General features: G+C 45.4%; 20 protein-coding genes. All 20 read left to right on the top strand.

The window, feature by feature from the left end; translation table 11 throughout:
* Positions 1-26 precede the first annotated feature (26 nt).
* The 20 genes from NLX82_RS11575 to NLX82_RS11670 all read left to right on the top strand — a co-directional run bounded on the left by NLX82_RS11575 (position 27) and on the right by NLX82_RS11670 (position 21,643).
* Complete coding sequence (locus tag NLX82_RS11575; RefSeq protein ID WP_023988203.1) at positions 27-2,123, top strand: chemotaxis protein CheA; 2,097 nt, start codon at positions 27-29, stop codon at positions 2,121-2,123.
* 62 nt (positions 2,124-2,185) lie between these two features.
* The gene (locus NLX82_RS11580; protein WP_007430046.1) at positions 2,186-2,647 is read left to right on the top strand and encodes a chemotaxis protein CheW; all 462 of its coding nucleotides are present in this window, start codon (positions 2,186-2,188) and stop codon (positions 2,645-2,647) included.
* 3 nt (positions 2,648-2,650) lie between these two features.
* Complete coding sequence (locus NLX82_RS11585; RefSeq protein WP_023988204.1) at positions 2,651-3,277, top strand: chemotaxis protein CheC; 627 nt, start codon at positions 2,651-2,653, stop codon at positions 3,275-3,277.
* Entirely contained in the window at positions 3,270-3,767 is a 498-nt protein-coding gene (locus NLX82_RS11590) for a chemotaxis protein CheD (protein WP_010346358.1), read from the top strand. The genes NLX82_RS11585 and NLX82_RS11590 overlap by 8 nt, the downstream gene beginning before the upstream one ends.
* A gap of 2 nt (positions 3,768-3,769) precedes the next feature.
* Positions 3,770-4,183: a hypothetical protein gene (locus tag NLX82_RS11595; RefSeq protein ID WP_013309910.1), complete on the top strand. Its 414-nt coding sequence runs from the start codon at positions 3,770-3,772 to the stop codon at positions 4,181-4,183.
* Positions 4,184-4,197: 14 nt separating this feature from the next.
* The gene (locus NLX82_RS11600; protein ID WP_254348128.1) at positions 4,198-4,986 is read left to right on the top strand and encodes a FliA/WhiG family RNA polymerase sigma factor; all 789 of its coding nucleotides are present in this window, start codon (positions 4,198-4,200) and stop codon (positions 4,984-4,986) included.
* Between the two features lie 44 nt (positions 4,987-5,030).
* The gene (locus tag NLX82_RS11605) at positions 5,031-6,440 is read left to right on the top strand and encodes a flagellar assembly protein A (protein ID WP_023988205.1); all 1,410 of its coding nucleotides are present in this window, start codon (positions 5,031-5,033) and stop codon (positions 6,438-6,440) included.
* A gap of 81 nt (positions 6,441-6,521) precedes the next feature.
* Complete coding sequence (locus NLX82_RS11610) at positions 6,522-6,842, top strand: hypothetical protein (RefSeq protein ID WP_023988206.1); 321 nt, start codon at positions 6,522-6,524, stop codon at positions 6,840-6,842.
* Positions 6,843-6,883: 41 nt separating this feature from the next.
* Positions 6,884-7,516, top strand: a complete 633-nt coding sequence (locus NLX82_RS11615; protein WP_023988207.1) for a hypothetical protein — start codon at positions 6,884-6,886, stop codon at positions 7,514-7,516.
* On the top strand, positions 7,513-8,160 hold the full coding sequence (locus NLX82_RS11620) for an endolytic transglycosylase MltG (protein ID WP_028542717.1): 648 nt from the start codon (positions 7,513-7,515) through the stop codon (positions 8,158-8,160). Before NLX82_RS11615 ends, NLX82_RS11620 begins: the two co-directional genes overlap by 4 nt.
* Positions 8,161-8,413: 253 nt before the next feature.
* Positions 8,414-9,112 (top strand): 30S ribosomal protein S2, encoded by a 699-nt coding sequence (rpsB, locus tag NLX82_RS11625; protein WP_013309916.1) that lies wholly within the window; start codon positions 8,414-8,416, stop codon positions 9,110-9,112.
* Between the two features lie 131 nt (positions 9,113-9,243).
* Positions 9,244-9,894, top strand: a complete 651-nt coding sequence (gene tsf / locus NLX82_RS11630; RefSeq protein WP_013309917.1) for a translation elongation factor Ts — start codon at positions 9,244-9,246, stop codon at positions 9,892-9,894.
* A 121-nt stretch (positions 9,895-10,015) separates the two neighbouring features.
* Positions 10,016-10,744, top strand: a complete 729-nt coding sequence (gene pyrH, locus NLX82_RS11635) for a UMP kinase (RefSeq protein WP_013309918.1) — start codon at positions 10,016-10,018, stop codon at positions 10,742-10,744.
* A complete protein-coding gene (gene frr / locus NLX82_RS11640) occupies positions 10,744-11,298 on the top strand; it encodes a ribosome recycling factor (RefSeq protein ID WP_023988209.1) in 555 nt (184 codons plus the stop codon). The genes pyrH and frr overlap by 1 nt, the downstream gene beginning before the upstream one ends.
* Before the next feature lie 84 nt (positions 11,299-11,382).
* On the top strand, positions 11,383-12,150 hold the full coding sequence (locus NLX82_RS11645) for an undecaprenyl pyrophosphate synthase (RefSeq protein WP_023988210.1): 768 nt from the start codon (positions 11,383-11,385) through the stop codon (positions 12,148-12,150).
* A 17-nt stretch (positions 12,151-12,167) separates the two neighbouring features.
* Positions 12,168-12,959, top strand: coding sequence for a phosphatidate cytidylyltransferase (locus tag NLX82_RS11650; RefSeq protein WP_023988211.1), 792 nt, complete (start codon positions 12,168-12,170; stop codon positions 12,957-12,959).
* A 146-nt stretch (positions 12,960-13,105) separates the two neighbouring features.
* Positions 13,106-14,245 carry a 1-deoxy-D-xylulose-5-phosphate reductoisomerase gene (locus NLX82_RS11655; protein WP_053325266.1) on the top strand — a complete coding sequence of 380 codons (1,140 nt, stop codon included), beginning with the start codon at positions 13,106-13,108 and terminating at the stop codon, positions 14,243-14,245.
* 107 nt (positions 14,246-14,352) lie between these two features.
* The gene (gene rseP / locus NLX82_RS11660; RefSeq protein WP_023988213.1) at positions 14,353-15,624 is read left to right on the top strand and encodes an RIP metalloprotease RseP; all 1,272 of its coding nucleotides are present in this window, start codon (positions 14,353-14,355) and stop codon (positions 15,622-15,624) included.
* A gap of 51 nt (positions 15,625-15,675) precedes the next feature.
* A complete protein-coding gene (gene proS / locus NLX82_RS11665; RefSeq protein ID WP_013309924.1) occupies positions 15,676-17,124 on the top strand; it encodes a proline--tRNA ligase in 1,449 nt (482 codons plus the stop codon).
* A gap of 202 nt (positions 17,125-17,326) precedes the next feature.
* Entirely contained in the window at positions 17,327-21,643 is a 4,317-nt protein-coding gene (locus tag NLX82_RS11670) for a PolC-type DNA polymerase III (RefSeq protein ID WP_068940658.1), read from the top strand.
* Positions 21,644-21,773: the final 130 nt, after the last annotated feature.

A 21,773-nucleotide genomic window follows, 5' to 3' on the forward strand; every position in this document is an offset into this window, starting at 1 on the left:
GTAACTCATGGAGGAGGTGTCTCACAATGGACATGAACCAATATTTAAACATGTTTATTGATGAGTCGAATGATCATCTGCAATCTCTTAACGAAAAAATGCTTCAACTGGAAAGCAATCCAACCGATCTAGGCATCGTTCAGGTGATTTTCCGTTCTGCCCATACCCTCAAGGGAATGGCTGCTACGATGGGGTTTGAAGACCTAGCATCGCTCACTCACCAAATGGAAAACGTTCTTGATCTGGTACGTAACAACAAGCTGGCGATGCATGAATTTATATTCGATACCTTATTTAAAGGATTGGATGCTTTGGAGTCCATGGTGCAGCACATTACAGAGGGAGGCGACGGAAAAGCGGATGTCTCCTCTATTGTATCTTCACTACAATCCATCGTGAGCGGGGATTTCCAAAAGTCTGGCGCAAATGCTGCCACTGAGGAGTCTCCATCTAAAAAAGTGGACAAAAACGATAGTGCTGGGCTTGTCTTGGATCAGTTCCAGTATTCTGTACTGGAGCAATCTATTTCTGAAGGACATCGTGTTCACTATATACAGGTAACAATCAGCTCAGAGAGCCAGTTGAAGGCGGCACGTGCTTTTATGGTGTTCAATACGCTGGAAAACTCTGGTGAAATCGTCAAGGCCTATCCGTCGGTACAGGATATTGAGCAGGAGAAATTCGAGCAAAGCTTCTCGTTATATTACATAACGCAGAAAGAAGTTGGGGAGCTGGAAAAGGAAATCGCGGGTATCTCTGAAATTGAGACTGTCTCAGTGGTACAACTAGATCAGGAATCGCTTAAACAAATGAGCGAAGTTACTGCTGGACTGGCTGAGACTGCTGCAGTACAGGAAGCTCCTGTTGCCGTGCAACCACCTGCTCCTTCCCAGCCGCAGTCTCCAGCTGCGGCCTCTGTGGCTAAGCCAGCTGCAGGTAAGGCGCCAGCAGCTAAGGCAGCTGCGCCTACGCATAACCGTACGATTCGTGTAGATATTGAACGTCTGGATGTACTTATGAACTTATTTAGCGAGTTGCTTATTGACCGTGTGCGGTTAGAGCAGTTGGCAAGTGAAGCTTCCAATCCAGCACTGACAGAAACCGTAGAGCACATGAGTCGTGTGAGCAGCGATTTGCAAAACGTCGTTCTTAAATTGCGGATGGTACCAGTAGATACTGTTTTCAATCGTTTTCCGCGTATGGTGCGCGATCTGGCCAAATCGCTGGATAAAAAACTTGATTTGGTTATTACTGGAGCAGAGACTGAAATGGACCGCACTGTTATCGACGAAATTGGCGATCCTCTGGTGCATTTGCTTCGTAACTCCGTGGATCATGGCATTGAGTCGGTAGCCGATCGGATAGCAGCTGGTAAACCTGAGACAGGAACGGTTAACTTGCGTGCTTTCCATAGCGGAAATAACGTATTCATCGAGATTGAAGATGACGGAAATGGTATTAATCGCGATAAGGTACTAAACAGTGCTATTTCTAAAGGGATTTTGACGGCAGAGCAGGCAGCGGTCATGACCGACGAGGAAGCCTATCAGGTATTGTTTGCTCCGGGCTTTAGCACAGCTGCAGTCATTTCAGACGTATCAGGACGCGGTGTCGGTTTGGACGTTGTTAAATCCAAAATCACCGCTTTGGGTGGCAATGTTACGGTTCACTCTACACTGGGCCAAGGCACTAATTTCTCTGTGCAATTGCCGCTGACCCTATCCATTATTGCAGCCATGATGATACAGATCGGTTCTGAAAAATATGCGATTCCATTGTCCTCCATTGTGGAAACTGCGATCGTCAAACGGACACAAATTCGTTCTGTACATGGCAATAAAATGATTGCTTTCCGCGATTCTCATATCCCGCTCATCTCCTTGAGTCAGCTGTTTGAGGTACCGGACTTCAATGAAGATGAAGAAGAAGAGACAGAGGTCGTGGTCATCCGCAAGGGAGACCGTCTGGCAGCTCTTTCCGTACAGGACTTTTTGGGGCAAAGTGAAATTGTCCTTAAAAATCTGGGCAAATACCTTCCAAACATCCAAGGAATTTCAGGCGCCACGATTCTGGGTGACGGTCAGGTTGCTTTGATCATTGACCCGAATGTTTTCATTAAATAATGTCTTCATCAGAAATGAAAGAAATGTGAAGTTGCTGACATCAATAAGGAGGGTTTTTAGACATGGGAGAAGAAATTAAAGTTATCGTATTTAAGCTTGGTGAAGAGGAATACGGTGTTGAAGTAGAAAAAGTCCAATCTATTGAACGCATGGTGCCGATTACACGGGTTCCAAGAACCTACGATTTTGTTAAAGGCGTATTCAACATGAGAGGCGTAGTCATTCCGGTTATTGATCTTCGTGGCCGATTTGGATTGCCTGAAGCTGAATATACCGATCAAACTCGCATCATTATCGTTGCAGTGGGTGAAATGCAAGTCGGCTTTATCGTTGACTCAGCGAATGACGTTATTGACCTGAATACTGACAATATCGAGACACCACCGGAAGTGATTGGCGGAGTTAAGGCTAAATACCTTCGCGGAGTTGCTAAAATTGGTGAAGAGCGCTTGTTGATTATGCTGAACTTGTCCGAAGTCCTGAATCGTAGCGAGATGAACCAACTGGAAGGCTTAGAGGATTAACATATGGAAAATCTCGGAAATCTTGAAGACTTCAAGTTGGATGTGTTGAAAGAAGTCGGCAACATTGGCTCGGGGAACGCTGCTACAGCGCTCTCCCGGCTTCTCAATAAACCGGTCGATATGGGTGTCCCCAAAGTACAAATGCTGCCCTTTGAGGAAATTGCCGAGAAAGTCGGCGGCTATGAGCAACTTGTTGTTGCAATATTTTTTAGGGTAGAAGGGGAAGCCCCCGGGAATCTATTCTTCATATTGCAGCCTCAGGCGGCAAAAAGCTTACTTTCCCGTTTGGCGAATATTCCTTCAGATGACGAGGACAGTTTTAACGAAATGGAGCACTCAGCCCTGTCGGAGATCGGAAACATTTTAGCGGGCTCATACCTGTCTTCGCTGGCAGACTTTACGCGTTTATCTATGTATCCAACAGTCCCTGCGCTGGCGTTGGACATGGCAGGAGCAATTCTCAGCTATGGACTGCTGCAGTTTGGGCAGATGGGGGATGCTGCATTATTGATTGACACATCGTTTCTGGAAGGGCAGAATCAGATAGAGGGTCAATTTTTCCTGATTCCTGATCCAGAATCGTTCGGGAAAATCTTTAGGTCGTTAGGAGTCCCGATGAACGATGATTGAGGATAAAAGCATCATTAAAGTCGGTATGGCTGACTTAAATGTTACCAGTAACCCGAACTCGATTCGCACGACAGGACTTGGCTCCTGCGTCGGATTGACTCTCTACGATCCTCATTTGAAATTGGCAGGTATGGCACATGTGATGCTACCATCCTCGGATATTGCACGTGAAGGGCAACTGAATATTGCTAAATACGCCGATACGGCGCTGCCCGAGTTATTTGAGCGGATGCTGAAATTGGGTGCTGAACGACGCAGGCTGATTGCCAAAATGGCAGGGGGAGCGCAGATGTTCGCCTTTGCTGGTAGTGGAGACACCATGCGGATTGGTCCACGTAATGTAGAATCATGCAAGGAAATGCTCGTAGATCTCGGCATTCCTTTGATTGCGGAGGACACAGGTGGCAATTATGGACGAACGATTGAGTTGGACTCTGAAACTGGCGTTTTGAATATTCGAAGCGTACAAAAAGGTGTAAAGGAATTATAAACATGTTATTTGGCAGCTTACGCATTAATCTTTGGTCTGGAGTAGTCGGATTTATTCTGACTTTTGTGTTGTCCGTTGGCAGCAATCTGCTGACCACGAGCTTAATTCGTGGCTTGATCGCCTTCGTTTTTTGGTTCCTACTTGCATTTGTGCTGCGCTGGACACTAGGTGTTGTGGCGCGGCCAGATCTGGGGAATGCCCAAAGCCGGGCAAGCTCTCAGGTAGATGGCGTAGGGGGTAACCTGGACCTGACGACACCAGACGAAAATGAAGACCTGAATGAATTGCTGAAACCGAAACCAGAGCAGACGGACGAGGGGAATAATGGTTTCGCACCTTTAAACCCACCTAAGCTGGTTTCCAACAAGGACCCTGAAGAATTGGCCAAGGCCGTTCGTCACCTGACAGACAAATAAGGAGGGTGAAGCCGATGAACGAGCGAAAAGCCGCTCATTTAAACCATTCCGAACTATGGGAACAATGGAAAGAACACGGTGACAAGGAAGCAAAAAAACAGTTAATTGAAAAGTATCTCCATATTGTGGAATATGTGTCAGGCCGTCTTGCAGTAGGATTGCCTAAAAATGTATCCAAGGATGACCTGGCGAGTAATGGCGTTATGGGTTTGATTGACGCTTTAGAGAAATTTGACTATGATCGTGGCTTGCAGTTTGAGACCTATGCTTCTTGGCGTGTTCGTGGAGCGATTTTGGATGGTCTTCGTCAAGGGGATTGGGTTCCTCGTTCAGTTAGGGAAAAAGCGAAAAAAATCGAAGATGCCTACCAGCATTTGGAACAAAGATATCTACGCACGGTAAGCGACGAAGAGATGAGTCATTATTTGGACGTTTCTGAGAAAGAGTTTCAAAATATGATCCAGGAGGTCGCCGTTATGTCGATTGTCTCACTGGAGGACCCGATCCGCGAAGAGGAATCGGAAACACGGCTTTCCCTTTTGGTGGACGAGAAGGCGAAAAATCCGGATCATAAGGTCAATGAATTTACACTTCGTGATGCCCTTGCACAAGGCATTGATAAATTGACTGAAAAAGAACGTATCGTTGTTTCTTTATTGTATTACGAGGATTTGTCACTCAGTGAAATCGCTGAGGTCATGTCGCTATCTCCATCGCGAATTTCACAGTTGCATTCCAAAGCAATATTACGTCTGAGAGCGACATTGGACAAACAACGGGATTTGCTAATGCGTAAAGATTAACGTACGGGAGGTTACAGTAACAGTTAGACGGAAGGAGCACCCTTGTGGAGAAGCAATATGCTTTGGACCAGTTTTTAAAAGTGGTTGTCTCACCTGACAAACAAACCGCCTACTTGGAGTTTGCCAAACGTGAAGAAGGCTTTGCCTGTTCTGTGGAAGAATTAGAGCGTTTTCTAAGCAACCAAAAAATATCCTACGGTTTAATGACCGATGCAATTCGTGTATTTGCGGCAAGTCCGGAAGATCATTTCTTCGGAAAATTACTGATTGCTCAGGGAAAGCAGCCGATCCATGGCACAGACGGAAAAATTAATCTGGCTGATATTGTGACTGGCGAAGATGCACATAAGCCGCTTGAAACCGTGGATGGACGGGTGGATTATAAAGAATTAACTCGTTTAAGAAATGTAAAACGTGGTCAACTGATTGCCGAACGGGTTGATCCTGTGCCGGGTGTACCGGGGATTGCTGTAACCGGAGAGGAAATTCCTTTTCTTCCAGGTAAAGAGGCGCGTTTTAAAGTCGGAAAAAATGTAGTGATCCATCCAGAAGGTGTTGCGATGTATGCGGCTATTGACGGACTGGTGACTACGACTGAAAAGGGCAAACTTAATGTATTCCCTGTATATGAAGTGAACGGGGACGTCGATTATAGTGTCGGTAACATTGATTTTGTTGGAACCGTCGTCATTCGTGGGAATGTCTTGACTGGTTTTCGTGTTCGGGCGGCTGGCGACATTCGTGTCATCGGTGGTGTGGAAGGCGCTGAAATTGAGGCGGAAGGTTCAGTGGAAATCAGTGGCGGTATTATCGGATACCATAAGGGGTTCGTGAAAGCTGCACAAAATGTCAAATGCTCATTCATACAAGATGGTAACGTGATTGCCGGAGGCGATATACTTGTATCCCAGAGCATCATGCATTCCCAGATTAAAGCGAGTGTAAATGTACTCTGTGAGGGGACCAAAGGGCTTATCGTAGGTGGCAGTGTACAAGCTGGTAAAAAGGTAGTGGCTCGTACCATCGGTAATACGATGTCCACAGCTACTGTTATCGAAGTTGGTGTGCTTCCCGAACTGCGCGATGAACTGACAGAACTCCGCGCACGTTTGAAGCAGCAGACAGACAGTCAGGATAAAACGAATAAGGCTCTTACCATATTGGATCAGCTTGCCGCCGCCGGACAGCTTGCACCTGAAAGAATGGCTATGCGAATCAAGCTGACATCTACTAAAAAGTCTAATGAACAGGAGCTTTTGGAAACCAAGTCCAGAATGCTTGAAATTGAACGAACATTAGAGGATACAAGCCGCGCACGGGTAGAAGTGAAAAATGTAATTTACGGTGGCTCTAAAATAGTTATCGGCAGATATACAAAATTCATTAAAGATTCAGTGGAAAGAATGGCGTTTTATTATCACGAAGGAGACATCAGCATGTCCTCCTACGTGTAATTCGGCACACTGAAAAACAACATTCAACATTGTATTCCTTGGAAGACAGAACGGATGCCCAATCGGAAAGGGTGTGGTCCAATGAGCTTGAAGGCTGTTGAATTGCAAATTGCCGTACCTCGCACCAGCGAAGCAGGAAAATACCAAAGTGAGTCCCAGCAGCGGCCGATGAATGATCAAGCATTGCTTGGACAAAAGGCCGCGTTGGAGACGGAAAACATGCGTCAGCGAAGCAGTGCCGTAGACCAGTCTGCGGAAACATTCGTCGGTGAGCGGCAAACAGGAGGGCAGAGCAGAGATTCTTCCCAGCAGAGCCGCTCCCGCTCAGATGAGTCTGAGCTACCTAAGGAGCATCCGGCAGAGCATCCGTTCAAGGGACACCATATTGATTTTTCGCTCTGATCCGACAGGTGGAGAAGCGTTATTAAAGGAGACGATGGGCAGTGGATCAACCATGGATTTATATTGTTCTGCTGGGCGCCGCAGCTGTTGTCTACGCCTGGCTTCTGCCTAAGCGTCAGCCAAGCCGGGGAACAGAAGAGGCCGTCGTCCAAAAGGTCGAGGCCACATTGGAGCAATATATGGCCGATATTGAAAACGATAATGACGAGTTGATTGAGCTCGTTTCGGGTATGAAGCAGGAGCATACAGTTAAACAGGCGGCATTACAGGAGCAAGTAGCTGAGCTTCGGAGCCGTATCGTGGAGCTTGAGCACCAGGCTATGTTTGCTACTGTCTCTATGCAAACCGAGCCTGTATCTAAGGAAATACAACATACAGCTACTTCTCATCAGGCAGCGGTTGCATACGGTCAATTTCAAAGTCCGCAACCTGGAATGTCTGTGCAGGAAGGCTACTCTGGTTCAGAAGCTCCCCTCATAACTATGGAGGAGCAGACGGTATTACAAGACCCTGAAACTGAGCAGGAAGCAGAGTCCATCCGTGATCGTTATCAAGAGTTGTTTGCGCTGCATGAGCAAGGCAAGTCAGTGGACTATATAGCCAAGCAATCAGGCATTCAACGGGGTGAAGTACAGCTCATATTGCAACTCGCGGAGCGGGAGGATGTAACGTGATCAAAAACCGTTCATTTATGCTAGGCATGGGTACTGGTCTGATAACGGGGGCATTGCTGTTGCAACTGGCAATGATCGGTCAGGGACAATCGCAGCAATCTTCCACAGACCCGAAAAACATGACGCGAGAGCAGTTAGAAAAGGCAGCAGCCGAATTAAATCTTCAGATCAGTGACAGCTCTGATCCGAAAATGACAGAAGAGGAATGGCGTAATAAGGTGATCAAGGAAGGTAATAAAACTCCGGTTGCACCCCAAAAGGCTAAACCAGCTCAAACGCCGGCAACACCAAAGGCACCTGCAAACAGCACATCCTCGACTGCGTCTAAACCTTCGACTAGCACATCGGTTCCACAAAGTCCGAATAAGCCGCAAACTCAAAGATCCGGCACTACACCGACTCCCAATATCCCCAAGCAGCCTGCCACCCCACAAGTGCAGTATAGCATTGCATCGGGAAGCAATTTGAGAAGTGTGGCATCAGGATTGCAACGGGCAGGGGTCGTATCTGATGCTAGTGCATTTGAGGCAGCAGCTAAGGCTCAAAAAATCAATACCAAAATTCGTACGGGTACCTATCAGTTTGCTAAGGGTGAGGATTTCAGTTCTATTATTACTAAAATTACGAAAAAGCCGTCCAACTGACCAGACCGGGAAGTGGACGGCTTTTATTCATGCTGACAAGTTCGATAAGAGGCGTAAAACGTCACATTTTGCGTTGTTCCAACTATTGTCGAAAAGTTGGTTGCAACGATGCAAGTGTTATGGTATATTAATTGACGGTGTTAAAAACGCACGTCGGTTAATTTTATAGAGGGTGCTTTCCAATGGAAAGTCTTTATGAAAAATGATGTCGGCGGAGGACACACAAAAAACCAAACTTAGGAGGTGCGTGAAGATGGCAGTAATCTCCATGAAACAGCTTTTGGAAGCTGGGGTTCACTTTGGTCACCAAACACGTCGCTGGAACCCGAAAATGGATCGTTATATCTTCACTGAAAGAAACGGTATTTACATCATTGACTTGCAAAAGACAGTGAAAAAGGTTGAGGAAGCTTACAACTTCGTAAAAAGCATTGCAGCTGAGAATGGTACAATTCTGTTCGTAGGCACGAAGAAACAAGCACAAGATTCCGTTAAAGAAGAAGCAGCACGCGCTGGTCAATTCTACATTAACCAACGTTGGTTGGGTGGTACGCTGACTAACTTCCAAACGATTCAAAAACGTATTGACCGTTTGAAACAACTGGAAGCTTGGGAAGAAGACGGTACATTTGCAGTTCTTCCTAAAAAAGAAGTTATCATTCTTCGCAAAGAAAAAGATCGTCTTGAAAAATTCTTGGGCGGTATCAAAAACATGAAGGGCCTTCCGAGTGCTCTGTTCATCATTGATCCACGCAAAGAACGTATCGCGGTTGCTGAAGCTCGCAAATTGGGTATCCCAATCGTAGGTATCGTTGATACAAACTGCGACCCAGACGAAATCGACTATGTTATCCCAGGTAATGACGACGCAATCCGCGCTGTTAAATTGCTGACAGGTAAAATGGCTGATGCAGTTATGGAAGCAAACCAAGGCGAAGAAACTACAGCATAACATTTCCATTAGGAAATAACTATATGAATTAAATGAAAAGGGTGGTTGGCAGGTGTATAACCTCTCACTACCCTTTTTTTAAGGAATAAAGCACGGTATACCACTGAAAATCAAATTTGGAGGGAAATAATATGGCAGTTAATGCTAGCGCAGTAAAAGAGCTTCGTGAAAAAACAGGCGCAGGAATGCTGGATTGTAAAAAAGCGCTTGAAGAAGCAAACGGTGATTTGACAAAAGCGGTTGAAGTTCTGCGCGAAAAAGGACTTGCAGCTGCAGCCAACAAAGCAGGTCGTATTGCTACTGAAGGTGTTGTTGAATCCTACATTCATGCTGGCGGCCGTATCGGCGTACTGGTAGAAGTAAACTGCGAAACAGACTTCGTAGCTAAAACAGACCAGTTCAGAGATTTTGTACGCGACATTGCAATGCATATCGCTGCATCGAACCCTCGTTATGTTCGTCGTGAAGAAGTGCCACAGGAAGAAATCGAAAAAGAAAAAGAAATCCTGAAAGCACAAGCTCTGAACGAAGGTAAACCAGAGAAAATCGTTGAGAAAATGGTTGAAGGCCGCATTGGTAAGTTCTATGAAGAGTTCTGTTTGCTGGAGCAATCTTTCATCAAAGATCCGGACAAAACAATTTCCACGCTTATCAACGAAAAAATCAGTACAATTGGCGAAAACATCTCCCTGCGTCGCTTTGTTCGTTTTGAACTGGGTGAAGGTCTGGAGAAAAAAGAAGACAACTTCTACGAAGAAGTTATGTCTCAAGTGAAACAATAATTACCAACGAACGGTAATTGCATATGAAAAAAACGGAAATGGAACACATCAGTGTTCCTTTTCTTGCAACAGGACACCTATCCTGTTACATAAAGTATAAATGATATTGGAGGGTGATCATTTGGAAAAACCTGTGTTTAAGCGTGTTGTCCTGAAAGTTAGTGGTGAATCGCTGTCAGGCCCTAACGGTTACGGTATTGATGCGGATACGATTGCGTCCATTGCTGAACAAGTCAAAGATGTGGTGGAACTGGGAGTAGAAGTTGCTATCGTGTGTGGTGGCGGTAACATCTGGCGTGGTATTGCTGGAAGTGCCAACGGAATTGACCGGGCCACGGCAGATTACATGGGTATGCTGGCAACAGTGATGAACTCACTGGCCTTACAGGATGCTTTGGAACAGATTGAAGTACCTACGCGTGTACAAACATCCATTGCGATGCAACAGATTGCAGAACCATACATCCGCCGTAGAGCTATCCGTCATTTGGAAAAAGGTCGGGTTGTAATTTTTGCAGCAGGTACAGGTAATCCGTTCTTCTCGACTGATACTACAGCTGCACTGCGTGCCGCTGAGATTGAAGCGGAAGTGATTCTGATGGCTAAAAATAAAGTGGATGGCGTATATTCTGCTGATCCGTTTAAAGATAGCACAGCTGAGAAATATGAGCAGCTTACGTATTTGGATGTGCTCAACAAAAATCTCGGTGTCATGGATTCTACTGCTTCCTCGTTGTGCATGGATAACAATATTCCGTTGATTGTCTTTGCTATTACAGAGCAAGGTAACATTAAACGTGTCGTGCTGGGTGAAAAAATTGGTACGATCGTCAAAGGGAGTGTAAATTAATGCCACAATCTGTGAAAAAGAGTGCTGAGGAGCGCATGCAAAAAGCAATCCAAGCATTGCAACGTGATCTTGCATCTTTGCGTGCAGGACGGGCGACACCAGCTTTACTGGACCGTGTGCAGGTAGAGTATTATGGTGCAATGACTCCAGTCAACCAGCTGGCGAATGTCAATACACCTGACAGCCGGACCTTGATGATTCAGCCTTGGGACAAATCTTCCTTGGCCGATATCGAGCGCGCTATACAAAAATCCGATTTAGGTTTGACACCTTCGAATGATGGCAACACCATTCGTCTGAGCATTCCTGCTTTGACGGAGGAGCGCAGAACTGACTTGGTGAAGTTGACGAAAAAGAACGGTGAAGAAGCGAAGGTCGCTATTCGTAACATTCGTCGTGATGCAAATGATGACATCAAAAAAATGGAGAAAAGTGATATTTCCGAGGACGAATCTCGTAAATATCAGGAAGATATCCAGAAAACAACTGATAAATTTATTGCTGAAGTGGATAAAGTTTTAGCTGCAAAAGAAAAAGAAATTATGGAAGTTTAAAAGATTGGCAGCCCCTCCCTTACGGTGGGGTTTGTCTCTTTTCAAGCCTGAGGCACATTTTCAGAGAATGCTGGAGGAACTGGAATGATCAAACGGGTTCGGTCTTGGTGGAACGGGGAACAAAAACAGCAAACACCGGCCATTTCAAAAGACAATATTCCGCAGCATGTTGCTGTCATCATGGATGGGAACGGCAGATGGGCCAAACGGATTGGAATGCCGCGGATTGTAGGGCACCAAAATGGAATGAAGGCAGTGAAACGCACAGCAATTGCGGCGGATGAACTGGGTATTAAGTATTTGACTTTGTTTGCATTTTCAACTGAAAATTGGACGCGTCCAAAGGACGAAGTTGATTTTCTAATGCGCTTACCGCAGGAATTTCTGGCTATTGAGCTAGATGAGCTGATTGAAAAAAATGTGCAAGTGCGTATGATGGGAAACAAGGAACATTTACCTTCCCATACCGTTGAGGCGCTGACTGAAGCGACTCGACGAACTGAAAATAATACCGGACTTGTTCTTAATTTCGCATTAAATTATGGAAGTCGGTTGGAAATCACAGAATGCATGCAAACATTGGGGCGTCAAATTGCGGATGGGAAGCTTAAAACAGAAGATATAACATCTGAGCTGATCGGTAATACGTTGCTTTCTAGTGGTATGCCAGACCCTGATTTACTGATTCGAACAAGCGGTGAGCTTAGACTTAGTAATTTTATGCTCTGGCAGCTTGCCTACAGTGAGTTGTGGTTTACTGATATTTATTGGCCTGAGTTTAAGAAAGAACACTTATACGAAGCAGTGATCGAATATCAGCAAAGAACACGGCGGTATGGCGGACTGAAGTAAATGGAGGATGAAAGCCGTTGAGACAGAGATTAATTACCGGTATTCTGGCAGGCATATTCTTTTTGGCGATGGTCCTGTGGGGCGGCTTGGCCTACCATTTGCTTATATTGGCGATGGCCCTAATCGGATTTTATGAGTTCGCACGAATGACGCAGGTATCTCCTTTTGGAGGTACAGCAATACTCGGATACGTAAGCATATTAGCTTTTGTATTTCCATATGAACCTTTTGGTTTGCACTCACCCTTACCCATTGCCAGTATGCTTTGGCTGGTAATGATAGCTTTTATGATCATCACGGTAGGAACGAAAAATAAAATCCCAATTCAAACGGTAGCTATACTATTCCTTGGTACCGTTTATATAGGGTTTGGATTTTCGTATATAGCGGAATCACGTCATATGGAACATGGACTGTTATGGACTTTTTTATTGTTGGCTTGTATTTGGGCAAGTGATGCAGGGGCATATTTTGTAGGCAAAATGGCAGGGAAGACGAAACTATGGCCTGCGATTAGTCCAAACAAAACGGTCGAAGGATCCATTGGCGGCATTGTTTTAGCGTTGGTTATAGCTCTAGTATTCGCTGGATTGTCAGGTGGACTGCTGCCATGGGGCAAAGCCATCGGCATCGGTTTGTCGTGTGCAGTTGTGGGACAACTGGGCGATTTGGTACAATCTGCATACAAACGAGTGTACGGCATTAAAGATTCCGGTAATCTGCTGCCAGGGCACGGTGGTATACTAGACCGCTGCGACAGCTGGATTGTCGTTTTTCCATTTGTACATATGCTGATGCTGCTTCCATGAGTCTGTTGATTACAGTTTATGCTCAGGCTTAATCTCTATGTTGCTCACTCTGCGTTATTAGAAGGATGGAACCAGTAGCATAGCTGCCTGAATAACAAACAATGAGCTCCTGGCTAAAAGTGATTTTCAGGATAGGAAGGTGCATCATGAAAAGAATTACGGTACTTGGTTCAACCGGATCTATTGGAACTCAAACGCTGGATGTAGTGTCCATGCACCCGGATCAGTTTACTGTTGAGGCTTTAGCAGGTGGTTCTAATATAAAGTTACTTGCTGAGCAGGCGCATCTCTATAAACCCAAAAAGGTGTCTGTGGGTACTCGGCAGTTGGCGGATGAAATTCGTCCTTTACTGCCTTCTGGAATGGAACTGTATTGGGGAAATGAAGGACTCGTTGAGCTTGCTGCGAACACAGAGGCGGATATGGTTGTGACGGCTGTAATGGGCAGTGTCGGATTGCACTCCACGCTGGCCGCGATTGAGGCTGGAAAACAGATCGGTTTGGCCAATAAGGAAACACTGGTTACTGCTGGTCATCTGGTCACAGCGCGGGCTCGGGCGAAAGGAGTGCCGTTGCTGCCGATTGACAGTGAGCATTCAGCTATTTTCCAATGCTTGAATGGTGAGCGTATGAAAGATGTGGCACATATTACCCTCACAGCATCAGGGGGTTCTTTTCGAGATTTGACAAGAGAACAGTTGCGTGAAGTTACCGTGGAAGATGCACTCAAGCATCCCAATTGGTCAATGGGGGCCAAAATTACGATTGATTCAGCAACGATGGTAAACAAGGGGCTGGAAGTCATTGAGGCGCATTGGCTATTCGGACTTGATTATGAGCAGATTCATGTGTTGCTTCATCCGGAAAGCATTATTCATTCCTATGTTGAGTTTCAGGATACAAGCATTGTTGCTCAACTTGGGAATCCGGACATGAGAGTACCCATTCAATATGCGTTGACTTACCCTGAGCGTATGAAGTCCCCGGCGAAGCCGTTGTCACTGGCTGAAGTGGGTAGACTCCATTTTAAGGAAATGGATTATAATCGTTTTCCTTGTTTAAGGCTTGCCTTCGAATGTGGTAAAATGGGTGGTACAGCACCGACCGCATTTAATGCAGCTAATGAGATTGCTGTTGCCCGTTTCCTGCGTGGAGAAATTTCTTTTCTGCATATTGAAGCTATTATTGAACGTGTGCTGGAGCGGCATGTCAATGTGGCTAATCCTGATCTTTCTGCGATTGAAGCCTGTGACGGAGAGACTCGTAGCATAGCTGCGGGGTTGTAGGCTAATGCTGGGTTAAGAAACGAAATGTGATTCTCTTGTGCGGGATTGGAGAATAATGATAATCTAGGAAGACAAACTCGATCTCATTGAAAGGGGAACGGAAACGATTGGAAACGATTCAAATAGTGTTGATGACGGTGCTCATGTTTTTCGTCATAGTGACGGTGCATGAATGGGGGCATTATTATTTTGCCAAGCGCGCCGGGATTCTGGTACGGGAGTTTGCGATCGGTTTCGGTCCGAAACTGTTTTCTTATAAAAGAAACGAGACGCGATTTACGCTGCGTTTGTTGCCGTTTGGTGGCTTTGCCCGCATGGCGGGAGAGGATCCGGAGATCAATGAAATTGAGACCGGACAAACGATTGCTGTACGCGTAACGGATGACGTCGTTAAAACCATCTATCTAGATCAACTGGATAATCGCAAGAATGTGGTACGCGGCGAAGTGTTGGATATTGATCTGGAACAGTCGTTAACTTTAAAATTGGATGTAGATGGCGAAGATCAGCAATACACAGTACACCCGCAAGCGATGATGGTAACCAAAGGACAATCCATTCAGATTGCACCAAAGGATCGGCAGTATGGGAGTAAAACAGTAGGACAGCGTGCGATGGCTATTTTTGCTGGACCACTGATGAATTTTATACTTGCCTTTATTCTGTTTGGTCTTCATATTCAGATGGTCGGCATACAAGTGGACAACCCGACCTATGTCCAAATTAGTGAAATTACAGCAGGTATGCCCGCTGCTGAAGCTGATTTGCATAAGGGAGATATCATCGAATCGGTGAATGGAATAGCCATTGGTGCAAATGTTGAAAACATGATCAAACTGATTGCGGATTCTCAAGACAAGCCGATGAAGTGGACGGTTCGCCGTGATAATAAGACCTTTGATCTTACTATTACACCTCGTGCAATGGAAGGACAAAAGGGTGGCAAGGTGGGCATTGTGCCTGAACTTCCAAAACGCCAAGCAGGTGTGGGTGAAACGTTCAAATTTGCCGGACAATCCATGGTCAGAACGACCGATATTATTTTCCAAGGATTTAGCCAGCTCATTCAACGTTTTTCTATCAACGACCTGGGAGGCCCGGTACGTACTTTTGAAGTGACGGGGCAAATTGCCAAGCAGGGGATTGAGCAGTTGACATATTGGACTGCTATAATGAGTCTTTATCTGGGGATATTTAATTTATTGCCTATTCCGGCGCTGGATGGAAGCAGACTTGTTTTCCTTGGTGTGGAGGCGGTAAGAGGACGTCCCGTTGATCCGAGCAGGGAAGGAATGGTCCATTTCGTTGGTTTTGCTATGCTATTCCTGCTTATGATTGCGGTCACGTATAACGATATTTTACGCTTAATTAATGGTTAATTAGAGACGGACTTATATAAAAACGGTCTATATGGGAGGACATGCATTTCTATGTCGAATGATAAACAGTTTGTCGAGGAAATTACGCCGCAGAGCGAAGATTTTTCCCGATGGTATATTGATGTTATTAAAAAAGCAGAACTGATGGATTATTCCCCTGTTCGCGGATGTATTGTATTCCGCCCCGATGGTTTTGAAATTTGGGAGCATATCAAGGAAGCCATGGACGTGCGTTTCAGAGAAACAGGCCACCGTAATGCCTATTTCCCAATGTTCATTCCCGAAAGCTTTTTTCAAAAGGAAAAAGAGCATGTTGAAGGGTTTAATCCTGAACTACCTTGGGTAACCGAGGCTGGTGGAGAAAAGCTGGAAGAGCGTCTTGCAATACGTCCGACTTCGGAAACCATGATAGGTCATATGTACTCTAAATGGATTCAATCCTATCGTGATCTGCCGGTGCTTATTAACCAATGGGCTAACGTAGTGCGTTGGGAAAAACGCACACTGCCTTTCTTGCGCACAAGTGAATTTTTGTGGCAAGAAGGTCACACGGCCCATGAAACAGAAGAAGAAGCACGTGAAGAAACGATGAAAATGCTGGAAGTATACCGTGAGGTTATTGAGGAAGTTCTAGCTATTCCAGTTATTACTGGACAGAAAACACCTTCTGAAAAGTTTGCAGGTGCGAAGGATACATTTTCACTGGAAGCGATGATGAAGGATGGACGGGCGGTACAAGCTGGGACTTCCCACTATATGGGAACTAATTTTGCTGTTGCATTTGACATTAAATATTTGAGCCGTGAAAACAACCTGGAATTCGCGCATACGACTTCATGGGGAACAAGTACACGTTTGATCGGCGCACTGATTATGGTCCATGGAGATGACCGTGGTCTGGCATTACCTCCTAAAGTTGCGCCTACGCAGGTTATTATGGTTCCAATTGGACCACCTAAGAAGCGTGATGCCGTTATCGCTCGTGCAGATGAACTATTTGCTGAGTTGAAACAAGCGGGAGTGCGTGTTAAAATGGACGACCGCAGTGATGTAAGCCCAGGCTGGAAATTTAATGAATATGAAATGCGCGGTGTGCCGGTTCGTATGGAAATCGGGCCTCGTGATATGGAAAACGGCGTCTGTGTGCTCGTATCCCGTATCAGCGGTGAGAAAAAAATCGTGCAGCAGGATAATCTGGTTGAGGAAGTACACGCGATGCTCGCACAGGTACAGCAGGAGATGTTTGATCGTGCGAAAAATTTCATGGAAGAAAATTTCTATTCTGTCGATACGTTGGACGAAATGAAGACTCTCATGGAGGAAAAACGCGGTTTTACTTTGGCAGGTTGGTGCGGATCTGAAGAATGTGAAGACAAAGTTAAAGAAGTGACAGGTGCTACAAGCCGTAATATACCGTTTAAAACAACCGAGCAAAAGTCCACATGTTTGTGCTGTGGCAAACCTGCCAAGCATACAGTAGTGTTCGCACGGGCGTACTAATATAGAAGTAGGGCAATACCACTATACTCACTTCATTCTCTTCGCCGACAGGGTAGCTGTTACCGGACAATGTTCCGAAGGATCTATGTCGTTGTGAGGAGGATTAAAGAGGGTTACGAAAAGCTTTTGCGGTCGGAGATGTTTTTGACGCAGAAGCTTTTCATGTTTTCAGAATGGTAGATTTGAAATTGGGGGGAGAGCCATGGGCGGAGCTGAAGAAAAGAGAAAGCGGCTGGAACTGCTGATGAAGCAGGTTGTGATGCCGACGGGAGTGGTTGAACCTTATTTTTTGGACGGTTGGATTGATCAAGTGGAGATTAGCCGTACCAATAAGGATTGGAATATCACTATTGCCAAGGAGACACTGGTCCCCGCTCAGGTGTATCGTACGTTCTGTATTCAAGTACAGGAAAAAATGAGTCACATCGCAAAAATTACGTTCCGTTTTCAGTATAGTGAGCAGATTCAGCCGGGTGATATCATTAGTGAATACTGGAAACTTTTTCTAGAGTGGGTACATCGTGAGATTCCTTCTGTTAACGGTTGGTTGAATCGGGCTGTGCATGAGTGGGAAGACGGTCTATTATTGCTAACGATGAGCGACAGTATGTCATTGGAACTGGCGCGTAAAAAGCAGATAGATCAAGCTATCATCAAATTTTACAATAAATATTTCGGGCTCTCTATGCGCATTAAAGTCCAGGTGGGTGAAAGTAACCAGGAGGCATTACAGCAATTCCAAGAGAAGAAGATGCAGGAAGAACGCGAAGTTATTCAGCAGATGATGGAAAGTATGGAATCCGAAATGCCGCCTTTGGACGAAGAAGAAGGAGACGTACGGCTTCAATTTGGTTATGACATCAAAGAACCGGCTGTTCCGATGCAAGATATTCAGGACGAAGAAAAGAAAGTCACCTTACAAGGGACAATCTTCGGTTTGGATAGTAAAGAATTGCGCAATGGCAGTACGTTGTTTACGTATTATTTGACCGACTTTAGTGATTCCCTGCAAATGAAAATGTTTGCTAAAACTAAAGAAGATCTGAAGATCCTCAGTTTGTTGGCTAACGGGAAATGGGTCAAAGTGCGGGGGCGAGTTGAATATGATCGTTTTATGCAAATTCCCGAGCTGGTTATGATTCCTTCCGATCTAGTTGAAGTACAGGCTCCACCCACACGTAAGGATAAGGCAGAGGAAAAACGGGTTGAGTTCCATCTACACACAAAGATGAGTGCAATGGATGCTGTCGCCTCGATTGATCAATACGTCAAAACAGCCGCCAAATGGGGGCACAAAGCGATTGCGGTCACCGATCACGGTGGTGTGCAATGCTATCCTGATGCAGCAAAAGCAGCAAAGAAAAACGGAATTAAAATGATCTACGGTATTGAGGCCAACGTGGTTAATGATGCCGTTGAGGTTGTAATGCAGGCACAACCATTAAATTTGAAAACAGCGACTTATGTCGTTTTTGATATTGAAACCACCGGTTTATCGGTTACACAGAATAAAATTATTGAGATTGCGGCTGTAAAAATGCATGATGGCAAAGAAGTTGATCGTTATGCTACCTTTGTCAATCCGCATGAGCGTATACCCTACAATATCCAGCAACTGACCAACATTAACGATGAAATGGTCAAGGATGCGCCGGATGTAGAACCTGTTATGAAGGAGTTTGTAGCTTTTGCTGGCGATGCTGTATTGGTTGCCCATAATGCGCGATTTGATGTCGGCTTTATCCAGGCCACCCTTCGAAATATGGGCTTGCCTGAAATGACCAATCCGGTACTTGATACGCTCGAACTGGCTCGTTTACTGTTTCCAACGATGAAAAACCACCGTTTGAATACGCTGACGACCAAATATAAAGTGGCGCTCGAAAGCCATCACCGGGCCATTGACGATACAGTCGCACTGACTGAAGTGCTGAATGGCCTGCTGAATGATGCGGAACAAATTAAGGGTTTAAAAATGCTCGATCGTCTGAATGATTATGTGGGTAAGGATTTATCGACCGTTCGTCCTTTTCACTGCTGTATTTATGCCCTCAATCCGATTGGTAAAAAAAATCTGTACAAGCTGGTTTCGATGTCTCATACCGAATATTTCAAGCGTGTGCCTTGTATTCCTAAATCAAAATTGTCAGAAATGAGAGACGGATTGCTTATTATTTCTGGCTGTGAAAAAGGAGAGTTCTTCGAGGCTGTGTTGAACAAGTCCGAGGAAGAGGCTGAGGAAATTGCACAGTTTTATGATGTGTTGGAGATTCAGCCTTTGACAATGTATATGCATCTAGTGGAAAAACAACTGGTAAGCGGTCCTGATGCTCTGAAAACGGCGATACGCAAAGTATGCGAAATTGGACGGCGACTTGATAAGCCCGTAATTGCCACAGGTAATGTTCACTATTTGGAAACTCGCGATAAGCTGTACCGTGATATTACGATACACGGCATTACGGGATTTAGCCCGCTAAAAGATATTCGTAAGCCAGATGCGCATTTACGCACCACAGACGAAATGCTGGCAGAATTCGAGTTTTTGGGCGAGGAGAAAGCCTATGAAGTCGTTGTGAAGAATACCATTGAGCTGGCGGATCGGTTTGAGGAGCTGGAGCTGTTCCCTGATAAGCTGTTTACACCTTTGCTGGATGGGGCGGACGAGGAAATCCGCAACACTTGCTACGAGACGGCTAAATCCATCTATGGTGAGGAATTGCCCGAGGTGGTTGTAGCCCGCCTTGAAAAAGAACTGGAGCCGATTATTAAATACGGTTTCTCTGCCAATTATCTCATTTCCGAGCGTCTGGTTAAAAAGTCTAATAAGGATGGATATCTGGTAGGTTCACGGGGTTCTGTTGGATCTTCTGTGGTCGCTACCTTTCTCGGAATTTCCGAGGTTAATCCACTGCCTGCACATTATATTTGTGGTAATCCTGAATGCAGACATAGCGAATGGATTTTGGACGGTAGTGTGCCGAGCGGATTTGACTTGCCAGACAAAAACTGTCCGAACTGTGGTGGCAAATTGAAGGGTGAGGGACAGGATATTCCGTTTGAAACGTTTCTTGGGTTTAAGGGAGATAAAGTTCCCGATATTGACTTGAACTTCTCTGGCGAATATCAGCCTGTCGCACATAACTATACGAAAGTATTGTTTGGTGAGAAAAGTGTATTTCGTGCTGGAACCATAGGTACAGTTGCCGAAAAAACTGCTTTTGGCTTTGCAAAGAAATATGAAGAGGCGCATCATAAAAAATGGCGTGGGGCTGAGCTGAACAGGCTGGCTTCGGGCTGTACAGGGGTCAAACGTAGTACAGGGCAACATCCAGGCGGAATTGTCGTTGTTCCCGATTATATTGAGGTCGAGGATATTACGCCGGTACAGTATCCCGCCGATGATACAAGCTCGGAATGGAAAACAACGCATTTTGATTATCACGCTTTTGATGCGAATTTACTCAAACTCGATATTCTGGGTCATGATGATCCGACTATGATGAGAATGCTTCAGGATTTGACCGGTGTCGATCCTACGACCATTCCAATGAATGATCCTAAAGTGATGAGCATGTTCAACTCCACGGAGGCGCTCGGTGTAACACCCCAGCAAATCCGCACGCCTGTAGCAACCTATGGTGTACCAGAGATGGGGACGAAGTTTGTACGCCAAATGCTAGTAGAGTCGCAGCCAAGTTCTTTTGCTGATTTACTGCAAATATCCGGACTGTCTCACGGCACGGGCGTATGGCTGGGGAATGCACAGGAACTGATTAAGAATAATACCTGCAACATCAAGACTGTAATTGGTTGCCGTGACGATATTATGCTGTTTCTGATTTACAAGGCAGGGATGGACGCAGGTCTGGCCTTTAAAATTACGGAGAGCGTACGTAAAGGTAAGGGGCTTAGTGCTGAATGGATTGAGGAAATGAAAAAATGCAAAGTGCCACAATGGTACATTGATTCTTGTCTGAAAATCCAGTACATGTTTCCGAAGGCGCATGCTGCAGCCTATGTTATTTCAGCAGTGCGCACAGCGTACTTTAAGCTGTATCATCCGATTGAATATTATGCGACTTACTTTTCAGTACGTGCAGCTGATTTTGATATTGAGCTGTGCTGTCAGGGATATGATGCAATCGCGCGGAAGATTGTCGAAATCGAGCAGCTTGGCTTTCAGGCACCGCCCAAAGAAAAAGGGATGCTTCCGATCCTAGAAATGGCTCTGGAAATGACGGCTCGCGGGTTTAGTTTTAAATCCATTGATTTGTACCGTTCCGAAGCTACACGCTTCAAGGTCGATGGAGATTCACTCATTCCGCCATTCGGAGCTCTTCAGGGAATTGGAGACAATGCAGCACGTAACATCGCAGCCTCCCGTGAACAGGGTGAATTTTTGTCTGTCGAGGATTTTCAACAAAAATCGAAGGCAAGTAAAACCATTGTCGAAATGCTATCCCAGTTGGGATGCTTTCGAGGTTTGCCAGAGAGTAATCAGCTGTCTCTGTTTTAATCCGAACTACAGTAGTCAAGCTCTGGCACTTGTCACATAACTATGGTTATGTTATAATTTTTTTGGTAATCATGGAGATAAAACCGTTGCTAAAAGAGTGGGGAAACCCACTCTTTACTGTTTGATATAC

This window comes from Paenibacillus sp. A3M_27_13, assembly GCF_024213315.1.
In the GTDB taxonomy this organism is placed as follows: Bacteria; Bacillota; Bacilli; order Paenibacillales; family Paenibacillaceae; genus Paenibacillus; species Paenibacillus polymyxa_B.